This window comes from Chryseobacterium sp. StRB126, assembly GCF_000829375.1.
Classification (GTDB): Bacteria; Bacteroidota; Bacteroidia; order Flavobacteriales; family Weeksellaceae; genus Chryseobacterium.
On sequence record NZ_AP014624.1, the window covers coordinates 5,487,811 to 5,503,743 of the forward strand.

At 38.6% G+C, this 15,933-nt stretch carries 11 protein-coding genes, 4 tRNA genes and 3 rRNA genes; 8 read left to right on the forward strand and 10 right to left on the reverse strand.

Translation table 11 applies throughout. The features are described from left to right. The first annotated feature begins 246 nt into the window (after positions 1–246). The 3 genes from CHSO_RS24710 to CHSO_RS24720 are packed head-to-tail and all read left to right on the forward strand — an operon-like array spanning position 247 to position 2,349. Positions 247–1,656: an MBL fold metallo-hydrolase gene (locus tag CHSO_RS24710; protein WP_045501583.1), complete on the forward strand. Its 1,410-nt coding sequence runs from the start codon at positions 247–249 to the stop codon at positions 1,654–1,656. A 4-nt stretch (positions 1,657–1,660) separates the two neighbouring features. Next, entirely contained in the window at positions 1,661–2,032 is a 372-nt protein-coding gene (locus CHSO_RS24715) for a rhodanese-like domain-containing protein (RefSeq protein WP_052480720.1), read from the forward strand. Between the two features lie 17 nt (positions 2,033–2,049). Then, positions 2,050–2,349, forward strand: coding sequence for a thioredoxin family protein (locus tag CHSO_RS24720; protein WP_045501585.1), 300 nt, complete (start codon positions 2,050–2,052; stop codon positions 2,347–2,349). Positions 2,350–2,392: 43 nt separating this feature from the next. Here the strand turns inward: CHSO_RS24720 and CHSO_RS24725 are convergent, their stop codons facing one another. Next, positions 2,393–3,145: a nitrilase family protein gene (locus CHSO_RS24725; protein WP_045503389.1), complete on the reverse strand. Its 753-nt coding sequence runs from the start codon at positions 3,143–3,145 to the stop codon at positions 2,393–2,395. 187 nt (positions 3,146–3,332) lie between these two features. Between CHSO_RS24725 and CHSO_RS24730 the strand changes: the two genes are divergently transcribed. The 3 genes from CHSO_RS24730 to CHSO_RS24740 all read left to right on the forward strand — a co-directional run bounded on the left by CHSO_RS24730 (position 3,333) and on the right by CHSO_RS24740 (position 5,515). After that, positions 3,333–3,773 (forward strand): DUF6646 family protein, encoded by a 441-nt coding sequence (locus CHSO_RS24730; RefSeq protein WP_045501594.1) that lies wholly within the window; start codon positions 3,333–3,335, stop codon positions 3,771–3,773. A gap of 106 nt (positions 3,774–3,879) precedes the next feature. Beyond that, positions 3,880–5,361, forward strand: coding sequence for an RIP metalloprotease RseP (rseP, locus tag CHSO_RS24735; RefSeq protein ID WP_045501596.1), 1,482 nt, complete (start codon positions 3,880–3,882; stop codon positions 5,359–5,361). Between the two features lie 80 nt (positions 5,362–5,441). Further along, a tRNA-Asn gene (locus CHSO_RS24740) sits at positions 5,442–5,515 on the forward strand. A 189-nt stretch (positions 5,516–5,704) separates the two neighbouring features. Here the strand turns inward: CHSO_RS24740 and CHSO_RS26485 are convergent. Further along, positions 5,705–5,911, reverse strand: coding sequence for a transposase (locus tag CHSO_RS26485; RefSeq protein WP_171817688.1), 207 nt, complete (start codon positions 5,909–5,911; stop codon positions 5,705–5,707). Between the two features lie 26 nt (positions 5,912–5,937). Further along, positions 5,938–6,105, reverse strand: a complete 168-nt coding sequence (locus CHSO_RS26705; protein WP_185114279.1) for a transposase — start codon at positions 6,103–6,105, stop codon at positions 5,938–5,940. Positions 6,106–6,590: 485 nt separating this feature from the next. On the opposite strand from CHSO_RS26705, the gene CHSO_RS24755 reads away from it, so the two are divergent. After that, positions 6,591–6,968, forward strand: coding sequence for a hypothetical protein (locus CHSO_RS24755; protein WP_045501600.1), 378 nt, complete (start codon positions 6,591–6,593; stop codon positions 6,966–6,968). A 1,107-nt stretch (positions 6,969–8,075) separates the two neighbouring features. Continuing rightward, positions 8,076–8,149 (forward strand) — tRNA-Asn (locus CHSO_RS24765). A 32-nt stretch (positions 8,150–8,181) separates the two neighbouring features. Here the strand turns inward: CHSO_RS24765 and CHSO_RS24770 are convergent. The 7 genes from CHSO_RS24770 to CHSO_RS24800 form a co-directional block, all read right to left on the reverse strand. Next, positions 8,182–8,463: a transposase gene (locus CHSO_RS24770; RefSeq protein ID WP_045501606.1), complete on the reverse strand. Its 282-nt coding sequence runs from the start codon at positions 8,461–8,463 to the stop codon at positions 8,182–8,184. A gap of 26 nt (positions 8,464–8,489) precedes the next feature. Then, positions 8,490–8,879, reverse strand: coding sequence for a hypothetical protein (locus CHSO_RS24775; RefSeq protein WP_045501608.1), 390 nt, complete (start codon positions 8,877–8,879; stop codon positions 8,490–8,492). Between the two features lie 912 nt (positions 8,880–9,791). Then, positions 9,792–9,899: ribosomal RNA gene (gene rrf / locus CHSO_RS24780) — 5S ribosomal RNA — on the reverse strand. Positions 9,900–10,044: 145 nt separating this feature from the next. Beyond that, positions 10,045–12,802, reverse strand: a 23S ribosomal RNA gene (locus CHSO_RS24785). A gap of 205 nt (positions 12,803–13,007) precedes the next feature. Next, positions 13,008–13,081 (reverse strand) — tRNA-Ala (locus CHSO_RS24790). Positions 13,082–13,173: 92 nt separating this feature from the next. Continuing rightward, a tRNA-Ile gene (locus CHSO_RS24795) sits at positions 13,174–13,247 on the reverse strand. 213 nt (positions 13,248–13,460) lie between these two features. Continuing rightward, positions 13,461–14,977, reverse strand: a 16S ribosomal RNA gene (locus tag CHSO_RS24800). The 16S, 23S and 5S rRNA genes sit together here with 2 tRNA genes alongside, the layout of an rRNA operon. Between the last annotated feature and the right edge of the window lie 956 nt (positions 14,978–15,933).

Consider the following 15,933-nt stretch of genomic DNA (forward strand, 5'->3'; position numbering starts at 1 on the left):
AAATTCAAACCATGGTATCTGAAATAAAAAAACTATATTGTTAAAAAACTGTTCTCTAAGAAGCAAAACATGATAAAAAACAGCATTTACCCATCAACATTATGTAAGGCATTCTTTTTGCTGAAAAAGCAAAGAACATTAAACATATGTTTAACAAAGGTATTGAAAGAAACTATCGATTGAATTTAACATTTGATTTAGAATTTATCTAATACTTTGTATCTTTAACTATTAAAAAAATACCCAATGAAAATTGAACAAATATATACGGGCTGTCTGGCTCAGGGTGCCTATTATATTGTATCAGAAAATGAAGCTGTCATTATTGATCCTTTAAGAGAGGTAAGGCCGTATCTGGATCGTCTGGAAAAAGACAATGTCACTTTAAAATATATTTTTGAAACTCACTTCCATGCTGATTTTGTGTCAGGGCACTTAGACCTAAGCAAAAAAACCGATGCTCCGATTGTATACGGGCCTACGGCAGCTCCTGAATTTGAAGCCATTATTGCTGAAGACAATCAGGTTTTTGAGATTGGAAAAATAAAAATAAAGGTACTTCATACTCCCGGACATACGATGGAGAGTACTACTTATCTTTTAATTGATGAAAATGGGAAGGAAACAGCCATCTTTACAGGGGATACTCTGTTTTTAGGAGACGTAGGAAGACCAGATCTTGCCCAGAAGGCTACGAACCTTACTCAGGAAGATCTTGCAGGAATTCTGTATGACAGTCTTCAAAACAAAATTATGCCGTTGGACGACAGTATCACTGTTTATCCGGCTCACGGAGCAGGCTCTGCTTGTGGAAAAAATATGCAGAAAGAAACAGTAGATATTCTGGGAAATCAAAAAAGAACGAACTATGCACTTAACCAACCGGATAAGGCCTCTTTCATCAGAGAAGTACTTGACGGGCTTACTGCACCTCCAAAATATTTCGGAATGAACGTAGCTATGAACAAAGGGGGTTATGAAAGTCTGGATATAGTGATGGATAAAGGATTGCAGCCTGTTTCCCCTGAAGATTTTGAAGCAATGGCAGAAGAAACAGGCGCTCTAATTCTTGATACAAGAGGAGCAGCAGATTTCCATAAAGGTTTTGTTCCTAATTCCGTTAATATTGGTTTAAAAGGCGATTTTGCGCCTTGGGTTGGAACCTTAATCGTAGATGTAAAGCATCCTTTATTATTGATAGCGGATGAAGGAACCGAAGAAGAAGTTATCATCAGATTAAGCCGAGTAGGGTTTGATAATGTGGTGGGCTACCTGAAAGGAGGTTTTGAAGCCTGGAAAAATGCAGGGAAAGAAATTGATGAAGTGAAAAGAATCACTCCAGCTGAGTTCGCAGATCAGTTCACAGCAGATGCAAAAATAATTGACGTTAGAAAACTAACAGAATATTCTGCAGAACATATTGACAATGCATACAACCGACCTTTGGACTCCATCAGTGATTGGGCCCGTAATCTTGATGACTCTGAACATTTCTTCCTACATTGCGCCGGCGGATATAGAAGTATGATTGCCGCAAGCATACTTAATTCACACGGAATCAGAAACTTCACTGAAATAGAAGGAGGATTTAACGGCATAAAAAAAACAGAAAAACTTCCGACAACGGACTTTGTATGTCAATCCAAAACATCATAATATCATGAAACTTAGTTTTTTTGGAATAGCTTTAACTTCTATTTTAGCACTAAGCAGCTGTAAAACAACGCATTCTATGAAGGCTCCCAAAGCTAACATTAAAGAAGTGGTAACCAGTTCAGATGTAACATTGGTAGATGTAAGAATTCCGGAACAATATGCTGCCGGAACAGCTAAAAATGCGATTAACATTCCATTGGCAGAAATTCAGAACAATATTGAAACCCTGAAGGGCAAAAAAGTAGTTGTTTTCTGTAATAAAGGAGTACAGGCAGATCAGGCAATGGAAATTTTAAAGAAAAACGGAGTGGAAGCCTACGATGGAACGAGTTGGAAAAATGTAAAAGGAATCCAGGACGAAGCAGATAAAAAGTAAACTAATAAATTCAAACTATGTCACAAAAATTTCAGGAAATCATCAATTCCGAAAGACCGGTACTTATTGACTTTTTTGCCACGTGGTGCCAGCCTTGCAAGGTTCAGTCTTCGGTTTTAACCACGGTAAAAGAAAATATAGGCGAAGGAGCCAGAATCATCAAAGTAGATGTAGACCAATACCCTGCTATCGCAGCACAATACGGAGTAAGAGGAGTACCTACTTTAGCTGTTTTTAAAAATGGAGAACTTCTTTGGAAAGAAAGCGGAGTGCATGATGTAAATACATTAACGCAACTTCTGCAACAATATATATAAGACTAAAAATAAGGTTGAGTTTACATGAACTCAGCCTTATTTTTTATAAATCCATTGAAAAATGATCTCGGTCATTTAAAAATTGGAAATGAGTTCTGAAATCCTTCAGTACATTCATATCCAGCTCTGCTGATGCAATATTTTCATTCTTATTTGAAATTTCCCTTCCATCAGCAAAGAAACAATGAGAACTTTCCTGATAGAACAGATTATTTCCATCTGTTCCTATTCTGTTAAGCCCAAACACAAAAGAAAGATTTTCAATGGCTCTGGCTTTTAAAAGATGCTCCCAGGCTCCAACTCTCTTTTCGGGCCAATTCGCTACATATAAAATGGCATCATAATCATCATTATTTCTTGCAAATACAGGAAAACGAAGATCATAGCAAACCTGAAGTAAAAAACGGATTCCTTTATACTCTACAATAACTCTCTTTTTACCTGGAGTATATACTTTATCTTCTCCAGAAAAGGAAAACAAGTGTCTTTTATCATAAAAAGTAACTTCTCCATTCGGCTGTACAAAATACATCCTGTTATAAAAATTACCATTTTCCTCTACTGGTGCACTTCCACAGAATGCAGCATTTTTTTCTTTTGAAATCTTCTTCAAAAATTCCAGAGATTCTCCATTTCTGTCAGAAACTTCTGATGCATCCATACAGAAGCCTGTTGAAAACATTTCAGGAAGCAGAAATAAATCTGCTTCAAGATTTTGAAGCTCCCGTTCTATTATTTTAAAATTTTCAGCTTTATTTTTCCAGATGATATCCAAATTGAGCCCTACAATCTTCATCTTTTTTACTTTTTTAATTATTTCCATATCTGAAATATAAAAATACAGCTTTTATGTTGAATAAGGAAAAGAGAGTTATAATTCTTAATATTTATTAAAGTCTGCTATTTTTGTAGTATTCAGTCTCTTTCGGTTTCATTTTTGATGCAGGTAATTTTTATTAATATCATTAAACATTATAAACTTTATGAAGAAATTGGTTTTTATGATGATGATGTTCTTTTTCGGAATCACGGCTAATGCTCAAGCATGGACTGGAAAGGGAGATCAAAAGGTTCAATTGGGACTTAGTGCCTGGGGATATGGAACCGGAATAACGGGAACTTACGACTACGGGTTGAATAAACTTATATCTGTGGGAGCCGGCCTTAACGGGTATTTCAGTAATTACAAGAACAATGATAAGGATAACCGGGTATTTGTTTTCGGAAGACTGAATTTCCACCTGCAGGAAGCTTTAAGCCTTCCACCCAAGTTGGATATTTATCCCGGTGTTGATATAGGAGTGGTTGGGAAAGACTTTGGAATAGGTGCTCACATTGGCGCTCGTTACTTCTTTACAGAAAGAATTGGTGTATTTGCAGAGGTGGGTAACAACGGCAGTCTTGGAGTTTCATTCAATTTATAATCAAATAGTCCTAAAATATGACAAAGCTTCTCATTTAGAGGGGCTTTTTTATTTGGCATAGTTTTGATAATTGTTACCTTTGCAAATTAAAATCTAAAATTTATTAATGGAAATAGCAATCAAACTCTTCCAGTTCATTCTGAGTATCTCTATACTTGTAGTTCTTCATGAGCTTGGGCACTTCTTACCGGCAAAATGGTTCAAGACCAGAGCAGAGAAATTCTTCCTGTTTTTTGATCCTTACTTCTCCATATTCTCTATGAAGAAAGTTAACGGAAAATGGAGGTATAAATTCTTATCTCAGAATCTGCCAGATACTGAAGTGATAGAGGTAAACGGAAAAAAGGAAGAAGTTCCTATCGATATATCAAAACTTTCTGACGACGATTGGAGAAAATATCCGGAGCAAACCAAATACGGGATCGGATGGCTTCCTTTTGGAGGTTATGTGAAAATTGCCGGAATGGTAGATGAAAGTATGGATACAGCCCAAATGAAAAAACCGGCTGAATCCTGGGAATTCAGGTCTAAACCAGCATGGCAGAGACTGATCATCATGTTGGGTGGGGTTACCGTAAACTTCTTCTTGGCATGGATTATATTCTCAGCTTTAGTTGGAAAAAACGGAGAGACCATTTTTGATGCAGATAAAATCAATACACCGCTTCATTATACTGCTGCAGCTAAGAAAATGGGCTTCCAGGATGGAGATAAAATATTGAAGGTAGACGGAAAAGTTCAGAAAGATTTCAAAAAACTGGCATTAGACGTTTTATTAAGCGACGAAATAACAGTTTCCAGAAATGGAAAAGAAGTTACTTTCCCAACCAGCGATGACGGAAAGGTAATGGCATTTCATGATCCGGAGCCAAGATCATTCCTGACACCAAGAATGTCTCCTATTATTGATACTATTGTTAGTCAATCCACAATGGATGCAGGTTTAAAATTAGGGGATAAAATTGTTGCCATCAATGGGAAACCTGTTTCTTATTATGATGAAGTAAAACCTTTAGTTGTTCCTAATGCAGGAAAAGTAGTAGATTTCCAAGTATCAAGAAACAATCAGCTTACAGATCTTAAAATCCCGGTATCTAAAGAAGGAACCATTGGAATTCTTTCTTTCAAGGAAGCAGAGAAATTTATGGTTCATAGCGAATATGGCTTCTTTGGCTCTATAAAAAGAGGATTTACATTAACTATTGAGAGCTTAACCTATCAGATTAAGCAGTTCAAATTAATCTTTAACAAGAAAATCCAGGGGTATAAAAAAGTAGGTGGTCCGCTTGCTATTGTAAAGAACATGCCGGTAAGTAAGGATGCCCAAGGAGGTGTTTCTATTGACTGGACTGCATTCTGGGGCTTTACAGCAATGTTCTCTGTATGGCTGGCATTCCTTAACCTTATTCCTATTCCTGGACTTGATGGTGGCCATGTTATATTTACACTATACGAGATGATTGTAGGAAAACCCGTTCCTCAAAAAGTATTGGAAAATGCCCAAATGGTGGGAGTTATCTTCCTTTTAGGATTAATGGCTCTTATTTTTGGAAGCGACATTATTAAAGCCATTACAGGAACTTTATAATTTTTTGAAAATTTTTATTAAAAATATTTGCAGGGTATAAATATTCGTCCTATATTTGCACCACTTAAAACAAAGGACATTCCTCCTTAGCTCAGTTGGTTAGAGCATCTGACTGTTAATCAGAGGGTCGCTGGTTCGAGCCCAGCAGGAGGAGCAAAAAAGACTTACAGAAATGTAGGTCTTTTTTTATTTACGCAAAAAATTAGCATCTTCAATCCCCTTTTTTGTATTCACTTTGTATAGCCTTTGTACAAAATCAAAAATTCTAATTTGAATATGGATAAGGATCAGTTCCAAAAGTTGTGGACTAGGCAAAAAATGGATCAAGTGCAAAAGTTGGGGGCTAAGCAAAAAGTTTTGTTAATCTGAATAGAAAGAAAGTTTTGTCTGTTACTCCACGAAGCTGCAATCTGAAGTTTTTGATTTTCGCATTGAAAGATTCTGCAGCAGCATTGGTACTTCTGTTGTTAAAATAATTGAGAATGTCGTTGTAATGTACCATGATGGTTCTTTTTAACGTATTAAATGATCGTAAATCTGATTCTTCCACTTCTCTGAACCAATGAGCAAGCTTAGTTATAGCAACAGATTAATAGACTGATTATAAATTTTTCTTAAGTCATCAGATAACTGATACGCTTTTTCAAGGTCAGGATATTCCCTGAAAAGAATATCGACTCTCTTCCTTTGAACTTTACTCCATTTACTGCGCTTTTTATAAACCAGAGACCTGTTTCTTACCAGAAGCTATTTCAGGGAATCTCCGTTTTCAAAAACTTCTATACACCCTCTATATTTTCCTTCTGCTGATTCCTCGATGGCTTTATTTTACAAAACTATAACCATTTTAAGATGATTCTAAGAAAATATCTGCCTGTAATTCGTATATTCTTTTTCTAAATAATTTTTGCACAAAATTTTCTGAATTTTGATTTTGAAGAAACCAATTCAAATAACTTATCCTTGAAATGAGACTTTAAGAACAGTCGCTATTATTATCAAATTGATCGTAATACCAAATTTATCGGGAAAAAGTACGCAGATTGACAGTCATTCTGCTGACAGTTCTAATTTCTCATCAATTTACACACTTCTTTCGGTTCATCTTTTCAAAGGGAAAGAATTATTAAATCTTACAGCCAAAATCAAAGTACAATCCCATCAGGTGGAAATGCAGGACTTTGGATCAAAGGGACTGATGCAAAAAAGCTATCATTTCTTTCAACAATATGAAAAACACAAGAATTAAGGGAACTACAGACTGGAAAGAGCTATCTCTTAGTATGAAAATAAGCCCAGATGCTGAAAAAATTATAGTTGAAGGTATTTTTGAAGGAGTAGGTATTGTATGGTTTGATGATTTCAGGATAACTCCAGATCATCAACTAATTGAAAATACATTCAAAAAAAGAAAAAATCACCCTGTTAAAAAATATATTTATCCTTTAAAAACTCATGATCCTAGTATTGGCAATACCCATGATCTTGAAATATTGAACAAACTTATCAGAAATTCAAAAATCCTTGACTTGGGAGAATTCCCCCGTGGATCTTCGGAGATTTTCAAAAATGGAAGATCATATCAACAGATATCTGGCACAAAATAACAATTTCAATTTCTTTTCTATTGAGGCAAGAAAACCGGAATCCTTTCAGCTCAGTAATTACATTAAGATGAACCTCTGAACATGGAAATCCCAAGAGGTTTTACGTATGGAAAAATGGATGAAAAAATACAATGAATTGAACAATAGAAATATTTTACAGGATTGACATGCATGGTTTTTATATCGCCATAAATAAGCTTAAAAAAGAATGTAAGGCCCAACTCTTCAATCATTAAAAAAATAACAAATTGAGCTGTCTATTAGCCAAATTCAGAGATAAAAAAAAAGAGCAGTATAGCAGTAATGGATAAGAAGGGTAAAGCTACTGAAAACTCAATTATTACAACTATTAAAAAAGAGACTGGTGCTGCCAAGTCTGTTGAAACGGATCTAATATGGCTCAATCAATGCATTTGTCTTTTAGAGCAAAACACTGAATTAAATATCTTAACGAGAGACCAATTCATGACTGAAAATGTTTTATGGATAAATAGATCCATAATCCGAATTCAAAGATGGTTCTTTGGGCTCATCAATAAGAAACCTCTGCCTGTATGAGAAAATACCTATCTGAACAATTAGGTAAAGATTATACAGCAATAGGCTTTGCCTTTCATTCAAATCAATATACTGTAAAAAGGAGAAAATGGGCTAACAGCTTATGATACACCAGAACCATATACAAGAACTTATAAATACTTTCTGAATTCCGTTAACGAACCTTATTTTATCCTTGAGATCAAGAAAATAAAGAAGGAAAATAAAGAAAAATTGAAATGGTTTATTGAAGAATTAGACTTCAGAATCACAGGCTTCATGAGTAAACCAGATGAGTTTAGTCCTAAAAATAGATCGGAAGGCTTTGACTGTCCGATACTCATTAACAAGTTTACAGCCTCCATTTTATTGAAATAAAAGATATCTTTTCCCTAGAAATAGTATCTTTAAAAACAGCTTTTGCTATTTGTATCTCAAATTTTAATTATTTTATGAAATTTAATTTATTGAAAAATAAAACAATAGCATTTTTTGTTAAATTTTAAAGGATAAAAACTTGCTTGGTACGGATTTTCATATTATATTTGCACCACTTAAAACAAAGGAAATTCCTCCTTAGCTCAGTTGGTTAGAGCATCTGACTGTTAATCAGAGGGTCGCTGGTTCGAGCCCAGCAGGAGGAGCAAAAAAGACTTACAGAAATGTAGGTCTTTTTTTATTTACGTAAAAAATTAGCATCTTCAAGCCCTTTTTTTGGGATCAGTTCCAAAAGTTGAGTTAATCTGAATAGAAAGAAAGTTTTGTCTTTTACTCCTCGAAACTGCAATCTGAAGTTTTTAACTTTAACATTGAAAGACTCAGCAGAAGCATGGGTGCTTCTGCTGTTAAAATAATTGAGAATGTCGTTGTAATGTACCATGAAGGTTTTTTTTAACATATTAAATGATCGTAAATCTGATTCTTCCACTTCTCTGAACCAATGAGCAAGCTTGGTCATGGCACTGTCTTTGGAAAATATTGTCTTTAATTCCGAAAAACTCTGCTATAATTTTTTGGGGGGAGCGCTTTAGTGTCTGCTAATTTTTTTAAAAAACCTGCAAATTCCTGTGTCATGCGGGTACCTTTAGATACAAGATGCCAGTCTCTTTGAAGGATTTCTCCTGAGAATTTACCGTTTCTTCTTTTCACCTGAAGCTTTACGATTTTACTCCATAATGGATAGTCATCTACAGTAATTTCAGGTAAAAAGCCTTTAGATTCCAATAGCCTTGCCTTGAATTCATCAGGAATACTACCTTTTTCTTCAAAATAAATATGAAGTTCGTCACGATACTCTTCTGCTTTGAAGATATCAAAGTGTTCAATTAAAAATTCCGGAAGTAATAATTTAAGAAGTTCGTGATCCCTTACCATTATACAAAGATACAACCACTAAACATTCTCCAAAACTTTTAAGACTGGCCCATTCTAAATCCAAGGTCAATAATTGGTGAATTCAAGCAATCTTACTTCAAACTATTATAAATATTCTATCATTCTAAATTCTATTTTAACAAAGTCTTTATTCAAACCTGATAAAAAATCAAAATCTGTCACACATTTCGTATCCCTCTATGAAGTGCTCTGCTTCTTCAAAACGGCTAAACAAATTAAATATTCTTCTCTATAACTTCAAATAAGCCTTATTTTTATTACAATTCAAATCACGAAACTATAAACCCATAAATTACATGATAACCCATTTTTCATGGCCTAAAAAAGCTTAAGAATAATGGATGGCAAATGACTCTTTTCTTATAAAATAAATGAATACTCTTTATATTGGAAAATGAGCAATAAGTAATTTACCATGAAGATCATTGTATGATCCTTTAATGTGCCAGTAATCCTAACACTTTGTCATTCCGTAGAGATCCAGACAATGGGATTCGTAATCTTATTCTACTGATTATGGATTGCTTACCGCATAGCCTTATAATTGCTAAGGATCCTTCCAGAAATCCAAGATGAGATGTAGTCAATGACAATAGACTATAGGAAAAAGAATAGTAATGATACCCCAAGGAATCTCCGTGATAAAAACAAAGGTATTGATATAGCTAATATTCAATAGGGACGGGCAGTAGTCCTGAGCTTAGTCGAAGGGAGCCCGTTCAAATAAAAAAGAATAATCCAGTGACTTTAGCCAAAACTTAAGAATAAGTGGTTAGGGTTGTCGTTGGATTGAGTATCCTTGAGTTGTGGATTAGGTCTGCTTTATTCGTTGGGTATAACGCAAAAAAAATCCTTTATCTTTCGATAAAGGATTTTTAAAAATAAAATAAAAACTGGCGGCGGCCTACTCTCCCGCGTTAGCAGTACCATCGGCGCTGGTGGGCTTAACTTCTGTGTTCGGAATGGGAACAGGTGAGCCCCACCGCTAAAACCACCCTAAAGGTTGTATATAAGATATCAGTCTATAGATATCAGAGTTCAGACGTATTCGTCTGTTATCTAATGTCTTACAGCTGACATCTGTTTTAAGCGATAAAAACTTTCACAAAGAGCTAACCTTGCTGCACTTCCGTGCGCCATATTAGGCTATAAATCTACGGGTAATTAGTACTACTCGGCTATGACATTACTGTCTTTACACCTATAGCCTATCAACGTGGTCATCTCCCACGACCCTTAAAAGATGTCTCATCTTGAGGCGAGTTTCGCACTTATATGCTTTCAGTGCTTATCTCTTCCAAACGTAGCTACTCAGCAGTGCACCTGGCGGTACAACTGATACACCAGAGGTTTGTTCAATTCGGTCCTCTCGTACTAGAATCAAGCCCTCTCAAACATCTAACGCCCGCAATAGATAGAGACCGAACTGTCTCACGACGTTCTGAACCCAGCTCGCGTGCCACTTTAATGGGCGAACAGCCCAACCCTTGGGACCTTCTCCAGCCCCAGGATGTGACGAGCCGACATCGAGGTGCCGAACCTCCCCGTCGATGTGAGCTCTTGGGGGAGACTAGCCTGTTATCCCCGGAGTACCTTTTATCCTATGAGCGATGGCCCTTCCATACGGAACCACCGGATCACTATGTCCTGCTTTCGCACCTGATCGACTTGTTGGTCTCACAGTCAAGCACCCTTATGCCATTACACTCTACGCACGGTTACCAAGCGTGCTGAGGGTACCTTTGAAAGCCTCCGTTACTCTTTTGGAGGCGACCACCCCAGTCAAACTACCCACCACGCAATGTCCTTCTAAAAGAAGTTAGGCTCCAAGTAAGTAAAGGGTGGTATTTCAACGTTGGCTCCACCTACACTAGCGTGCAAGCTTCAAAGCCTCCCACCTATCCTACACATTACTTACTCAAAGTCAATACGAAGTTATAGTAAAGGTTCACAGGGTCTTTTCGTCCCATTGCGGGTACTCGGCATCTTCACCGAGACTACAATTTCACAGAGCTCATGGTTGAGACAGTGCCCAGATCGTTACACCATTCGTGCAGGTCGGAACTTACCCGACAAGGAATTTCGCTACCTTAGGACCGTTATAGTTACGGCCGCCGTTTACTGGGGCTTCAGTTAATGCCTTCGGTTTAACCCTAAGCACCTTCCTTAACCTTCCAGCACCGGGCAGGTGTCAGACCCTATACTGCATCTTTCGATTTTGCAGAGTCCTGTGTTTTTGATAAACAGTCGCCTGGGCCTCTTTACTGCGGCCACCATTGCTGATGGCGTCTCTTCTCCCGAAGTTACGAGACTATTTTGCCTAGTTCCTTAACCATGATTCACTCTAGCACCTTAGGATTCTCTCCTCGACTACCTGTGTCGGTTTTGGTACGGGTTGCTTCACTTCGGCTTTTCTTGGAAGCACTTTCCCTACAGCAGCTTCGCCCGAAGGCTAGGCCTTGACTATTCCGTCAGTCTCCAGTAAGTACGGCACTCCGTCCCCTTTTTAGTGTGAGCAAGTATGGGAATATTAACCCATTGTCCATCCACTACCCCTTTCGGGTTCGCGTTAGGTCCCGACTAACCCTCAGCTGATTAGCATGGCTGAGGAAACCTTAGTCTTTCGGTGAGCGGGTTTCTCGCCCGCTTTATCGTTACTTATGCCTACATTTTCTTTTCTATCCGCTCCACAATACCTCACAGTACTGCTTCGGCGCAAATAGAATGCTCTCCTACCAGATGTACATAAAGTACAAATCCATAGCTTCGGTAATATGTTTATGCCCGATTATTATCCATGCCGGACCGCTCGACTAGTGAGCTGTTACGCACTCTTTAAATGAATGGCTGCTTCCAAGCCAACATCCTAGCTGTCAATGCAGTCCAACCGCGTTGCTTCAACTTAACATATATTTTGGGACCTTAGCTGTTGGTCTGGGTTCTTTCCCTCTCGGACATGGACCTTAGCACCCATGCCCTCACTGCCGTAGAACATTTATTAGCATTCGGAGTTTGTCAGGAATTGGTAGGCGATGAAACCCCCGCATCCAATCAGTAGCTCTACCTCTAATAAACTTATATACGACGCTGCACCTAAATGCATTTCGGAGAGTACGAGCTATCTCCCAGTTTGATTGGCCTTTCACCCCTACCCACAGGTCATCCGAAGACTTTTCAACGTCAACCGGTTCGGTCCTCCACTCTGTGTTACCAGAGCTTCAACCTGCCCATGGGTAGATCACAAGGTTTCGCGTCTAATCCTACTAACTATACGCCCTATTCAGACTCGCTTTCGCTCCGGCTCCGGTACTTAATACCTTAACCTCGCTAGTAAAATTAACTCGTAGGCTCATTATGCAAAAGGCACGCCGTCACCCAACATGTGGGCTCCGACCGCTTGTAGGCGTACGGTTTCAGGTTCTATTTCACCCTTCTATTCGAAGTGCTTTTCACCTTTCCTTCACAGTACTTGTTCACTATCGGTCTTTCAGGAGTATTTAGCCTTGGAGGATGGTCCCCCCATATTCAGACAGGATTTCACGTGTCCCGCCCTACTCATTTATCATCTTAATATACCTTTCGAATACCGGGCTATCACCGTCTACGGCCGTTCTTTCCAGAACGTTCTTCTAAATATATAAAGACTTTTGGGCTAATCCGCTTTCGCTCGCCACTACTTACGGAATCTCTTCGATTTCTTTTCCTCCGGGTACTTAGATGTTTCAGTTCTCCGGGTTTGCTCCTCCTAAGAGGTGACTGGTCTTCAACCAGCCGGGTTGCCCCATTCGGACATCTGCGGATCAATTCGTGTGTGCCAATCCCCGCAGCTTTTCGCAGCTTACCACGTCCTTCGTCGCCTCTGAAAGCCTAGGCATCCGCCATACGCCCTTAACGATTTCTTTCCTAATAATTATATTAGTTCAGTATTTTTTTGATAAACTCTCGTCTATCGATATTTTTATAAACTCGGCACTCGAAAGTGCTCGGTTATCTCTTTGTGATGTCTTTACCGTTAATGTCAATGATCTTAATGTCTTCTTGTCCAACTGATGAACAGATGTTGTTTTTGGCTCCATCCGTAACTTTTAAATCAGTCTTCCAAAACTGTGGAGAATAAGGGAGTCGAACCCTTGACCTCCTGCGTGCAAGGCAGGCGCTCTAGCCAGCTGAGCTAATTCCCCCTCTAGTAGAAATTTTAAATTTTAGATTATAAATTTTAAATTATTTTTAATCTAAAATCTATAATTCATAATCTATAATTCCCTATAATTAGTAGTCTCGGGCAGGCTCGAACTGCCGACCTCTACATTATCAGTGTAGCGCTCTAACCAGCTGAGCTACGAGACTTCATTATTAATTTTAAATTTTAAATTGAAAATTTTAAATGATTATTTAAATCTAAAATCTATAATTTATAATCTAAAATCTCTCTATCCCTTTACTAATTTCTAGTGGGTGTTGTATTTTTAATATAAGCAACCAAACAAAAAACTAAAGCTATACTTTAAGTAAGTATTTTGTACTTGCGTACTGTTTTTTTTATCGTCAAAAGACGCTCTAAAATGAGATGTTCCAGCCGCACCTTCCGGTACGGCTACCTTGTTACGACTTAGCCCTAGTTACCTGTTTTACCCTAGGCAGCTCCTGTTACGGTCACCGACTTCAGGTACCCCAGACTTCCATGGCTTGACGGGCGGTGTGTACAAGGCCCGGGAACGTATTCACCGCGCCATGGCTGATGCGCGATTACTAGCGATTCCAGCTTCATAGAGTCGAGTTGCAGACTCCAATCCGAACTGAGACCGGCTTTCGAGATTTGCATCACATCGCTGTGTAGCTGCCCTCTGTACCGGCCATTGTATTACGTGTGTGGCCCAAGGCGTAAGGGCCGTGATGATTTGACGTCATCCCCACCTTCCTCTCTACTTGCGTAGGCAGTCTCACTAGAGTCCCCAACTTAATGATGGCAACTAGTGACAGGGGTTGCGCTCGTTGCAGGACTTAACCTAACACCTCACGGCACGAGCTGACGACAACCATGCAGCACCTTGAAAAATGTCCGAAGAAAAGTCTATTTCTAAACCTGTCATTTCCCATTTAAGCCTTGGTAAGGTTCCTCGCGTATCATCGAATTAAACCACATAATCCACCGCTTGTGCGGGCCCCCGTCAATTCCTTTGAGTTTCATTCTTGCGAACGTACTCCCCAGGTGGCTAACTTATCACTTTCGCTTAGTCTCTGATTCCGAAAAACCAAAAACGAGTTAGCATCGTTTACGGCGTGGACTACCAGGGTATCTAATCCTGTTCGCTCCCCACGCTTTCGTCCATCAGCGTCAGTTGTTGCTTAGTAACCTGCCTTCGCAATTGGTGTTCTAAGTAATATCTATGCATTTCACCGCTACACTACTTATTCCAGCTACTTCAACAACACTCAAGACCTGCAGTATCAATGGCAGTTTCACAGTTAAGCTGTGAGATTTCACCACTGACTTACAGATCCGCCTACGGACCCTTTAAACCCAATAAATCCGGATAACGCTTGCACCCTCCGTATTACCGCGGCTGCTGGCACGGAGTTAGCCGGTGCTTATTCGTATAGTACCTTCAGCTAGATACACGTATCTAGGTTTATCCCTATACAAAAGAAGTTTACAACCCATAGGGCCGTCGTCCTTCACGCGGGATGGCTGGATCAGGCTCTCACCCATTGTCCAATATTCCTCACTGCTGCCTCCCGTAGGAGTCTGGTCCGTGTCTCAGTACCAGTGTGGGGGATCACCCTCTCAGGCCCCCTAAAGATCGCAGACTTGGTGAGCCGTTACCTCACCAACTATCTAATCTTGCGCGTGCCCATCTCTATCCACCGGAGTTTTCAATATCAAATGATGCCATCTGATATATTATGGGGTATTAATCTCCCTTTCGAAAGGCTATCCCCCAGATAAAGGCAGGTTGCACACGTGTTCCGCACCCGTGCGCCGCTCTCAAGTCTCCGAAGAGACTCTACCGCTCGGCTTGCATGTGTTAGGCCTCCCGCTAGCGTTCATCCTGAGCCAGGATCAAACTCTCCATTGTATGTTTGTCTGACTCACTCAAAGTTTTAACGCTTTAGTTTTTCCTTACTTGGTTGTTATATTGTATGTCAATGATCTTTATATCTTTCGCTTTTTAATGAAGCACTCTTCTCTGTCAGTGGTACTCCATATTTGCGAGTGCAAAAGTAAAAATTTATTTTCATTTGACCAAATGTTTTTGAAAGAAATTTTAAAGTTTTTTAAGTAACCTTAATTCTTCCTAAACACTCAATCTCTCTACTCCTGCGCTCCCTTAATTGGGATTGCAAAGATACTAACTTTATTTTAACCAGCAAATTTTATTTACTAAAATTTAAAAGCTTTTTCCGTTCGTTTCATTAAGTAGAATAAATGTTTAATGCTTATCTAAAAGCTCTTCTGCGCTTACTGAATCTCTTTCGTTTTTCAGTGGGGCAAAGATAGAGACTTATACCATACCACACAAATCTATTTAACATAAAGTTTACATTACTATAGCAATTGTGGGTAAATAGACATCTTAACTTATTGATAGTTTTATATTTACACGGTTATTAACACTTATCCACAATGGTGGAATTGTTTTTTAAAAGGTCTGGAATATTGTTTTGAGGGGGAGATAAAGGGGTTTTTATACATATATATAATAGATACGCTCCTATATAATAGATATGATGTGAGTCTTTAGGCTGTATAGGTTTTGGCTAAAGCCAGTGGAAGGGGCTTAATTTGTTTGAGCGGGCTCCCTTCGACTAAGCTCAGGATTATAGCCCACTCCTACTGATGTACTTCTAGTGGTTTATAAATAATGATGAAAGGCTTTTTTAATAATACATTGCCCTAAGCGTTGTTGAGATCCTTACAGGATGACAAGGATGGTGCAGAGCAGAATGAGAAATAAAGGGACTATATAATATCAATAGTCTATACAATGTTTATTATGGGAGATTACAGCATGGAAGGATAGTTATAAAATGT